Source organism: Nitrospira sp. BLG_2 (assembly GCF_049222245.1).
This window is the reverse complement of record NZ_JBLYIG010000464.1, coordinates 1-2602: the sequence shown is the minus strand read 5'-3', so window position 1 is coordinate 2602 and position 2602 is coordinate 1. Positions and strand designations below refer to the sequence as shown.

Below are 2602 nucleotides of genomic sequence, written 5' to 3'. Positions count from 1 at the left end.
ATTGCGTGACGGCTGCTTCAATTCGTTTCCTGGCATCGTCGAGGTTCACGGAGAGACTCCTTTATAGGGTAGAAGTTCGTGCATCATAGCGAGCGCAGCAGCTCCTGCATCTCAGGCACCAAGTCCTTGCCGCCGTTGGATCTTCCGGAAAGTACCGCCTCGATACCCGCCGTAAGAATAGACTTGGCGTCGACGTTCCTGCCTAGCCGGATCAAGGCGCGTCCCAACGCCAGATGTGAAGCTGCATGAGTCGGGTCCAATTGTGTGGCGACAGTAAGATGCTCGACAGCTTCTTCGAGGCTGCCGTTTTCCTGAAGAATCTTATTGCCGAGTCCATAGCGGCCGAGGAATCCCTTGGGATTCTTGACGACCATCTGACGAAAAGTGTCAATGTCCATCGATCATGGTTCCAGTGCTCGATCGGTACTATACCACTGGAACGGCAGGATCGGCCAGATGAGAATGTTGGTTGGAGGGACTCCGTGTTCCTAAGGTGTCGTGGCTGTCGCAACCGGAATAAGAGAACGGGTAGGCTGTGTGGCCGCGGGTCTTTTGGCTTTCACGGTCACCGTGCGAATGCCGGTGTCCGGGAGCGGTGCGCTGCTGGCCATATAGAGCTTGGTGTCGCGAACAAGTTGCCCCGTCAGGTCGGTGAGACAAGCTTCCGTCACATGTCCCTTGAGCTCGTCGATCATGACCGGCGTGGCGCCGAACAATTTGTAATGCGCCGAACCGGAGGAACGGGCTTCGTAGCGTGTGACCTGGCCGTCCCAGCGCTCGAGCTCAAGGGCGACCGTCGCGGCGTATCCATATTCCAGATCGATGAAGGGCGAGAGAAGAAACATGGATCCTCCGATGAGGATGCCTTTGAACGCCGAGAGCCAGGAATGGGGCTCGATGGTTTCGTCGACGGTGATGCGAGCGGAGACGACCTTCTCTCCAAGTGAATCGGACGTTTCTCCCAGCGGCAGCAATGCCGAAAACAAGCTGGTTTCTTGGACGCTGCTTAAGATCCGTCGCTCTAAATCGGCAGAGGGATATTGCGATGCCCCGTTTCTTGAGAGGTGAAACGAATTCGTCACCAGCGGGACCCGTTCATCATTGGGGAGCGAGTGCGTAATGATCTCTTTGGGGTCGGTTGAGGGTGGTTTGACGTCGATCCATCTGGTGCAACCCGTTAGGCTGCACAGCGCGAACCCTGCTAAGCTCAGGACCGACCATCGCAATATGCTCATAGTCATGATCGCCGTCTCCTCAGAAAAAGAATGAAAACCCTGCGAAAGGCAAGCTCGCATTCAGCCCCAGATTCGGGAAGGCTGTGCCGGCGTTGGAAATATGATGGAAACGATAGCCGGCATTGAAGGCGAATTGCGGAGTGAGAAACCACGATATGCCCACCCCTCCCGTCAACACGAAGTTGAATTCATTGGCCTCTTCGGGAATCTGTCCGCCAAGATCCGTCCAGAATGGCCCGCCGGCGAATTCCAGGTATGGGCGGATACGGCCCAAGGCCACGAAGGTGTATTTGATTCTAGGGGTAAATCCGATGCCATGCGTGACCAAAGGTTCTCGGAACTGGAGATAGACCATCTCCGCTCCAAGAGAAATCTGGCCACGGTACCAACTGTCACCGATGGGATCAGTCAGGGTCATCATCCATGACGGCATCAACGCCGGTCCGTGTTGTTTGGTCGTGTGTAGATCGGTCAACCGGTGGCCGAACAAATAGCCGGCGGTGAGGCCGACTTCCTGAGTGCCGACCGTGATCGAGGGAGAGACGTTTTCGGCGTGGACGAAGGACGCCGTCATCATTGTTCCGACCACCAGGGCACTGAATCGCCGAGTGAACGAAGTCATACTGTCTCCACGTCAGTATCCTGTCGGTTTGTGTGAGGTGAAACTTGATCAACAGGCGTTCAGGTGTGCTGCTTCAAAGTTAGCAGAGGATCGCATTCTGTCCAGAAGCGGATGGAGTACTAGGTCGAAAAGGACTGTCTGGAGGGACCGAGACTGGAAAGACGGGCGGAGTCGGCTTGAAGCTCCGGCAAGGCATAGCGTTCGTCGAGCGTCACCACACGCACGAGGCATCGCAGAGCAGAGACGACATCCTGGCGAGTCTCGTAAACCTGCGAGAGAAGACGAAGCACCGCAGCCTCAGCCGGTTCGTTCCCGAGTTTGATGTAGTGTTCCGAGGCGTTGTTCAAGCAGCGTTCGGCTCTCGTGAGGTCTCCTTGATCGAGGTAACATTTGCCGAGTTGGCTATAGGTGACGGCGAGCCCTTCTTCGTTGCCGACCGTTCGGTGATGATCCAGAGCTTGTGTAAAGGAAGCCACAGCCTGATTCCACTGGCCGCCACGCGCTTCTTGCAGTGCGAGGTTGTTGTAGAGAATGCCGAGCCCGCGGTTGTCTTGTAACTGGCGCAGAAGATCCATGGCCTCGAGGTAGTAGGGGCGGGCTTTCTCCGGATAGTCGGATGCGATATGCAGGTTGCCGAGGTTGACGAGGGTATGAGCCACGGCGGTGAGATTGCGCTCGGTTCGCTGGATCTGGAGCACCTCCCGATAGCACTGTTCCGCGCGTGGAAACTCGTTCATGAGTGCGC

At 56.4% G+C, this 2602-nt stretch carries 4 protein-coding genes; all 4 read right to left on the bottom strand.

Annotated features, from left to right (window positions below):
- Window positions 1–83: 83 nt before the first annotated feature.
- Complete coding sequence (locus ACOSYY_RS12555) at window positions 84–398, bottom strand: tetratricopeptide repeat protein (RefSeq protein WP_421662794.1); 315 nt, start codon at window positions 396–398, stop codon at window positions 84–86.
- A 90-nt stretch (window positions 399–488) separates the two neighbouring features.
- Window positions 489–1241: a hypothetical protein gene (locus ACOSYY_RS12550; RefSeq protein ID WP_421662793.1), complete on the bottom strand. Its 753-nt coding sequence runs from the start codon at window positions 1239–1241 to the stop codon at window positions 489–491.
- A gap of 13 nt (window positions 1242–1254) precedes the next feature.
- Window positions 1255–1857, bottom strand: a complete 603-nt coding sequence (locus ACOSYY_RS12545; RefSeq protein WP_421662792.1) for an acyloxyacyl hydrolase — start codon at window positions 1855–1857, stop codon at window positions 1255–1257.
- A gap of 119 nt (window positions 1858–1976) precedes the next feature.
- On the bottom strand, window positions 1977–2602 hold a 626-nt coding region (locus ACOSYY_RS12540; RefSeq protein WP_421662791.1), incomplete at its 5' end, for a tetratricopeptide repeat protein.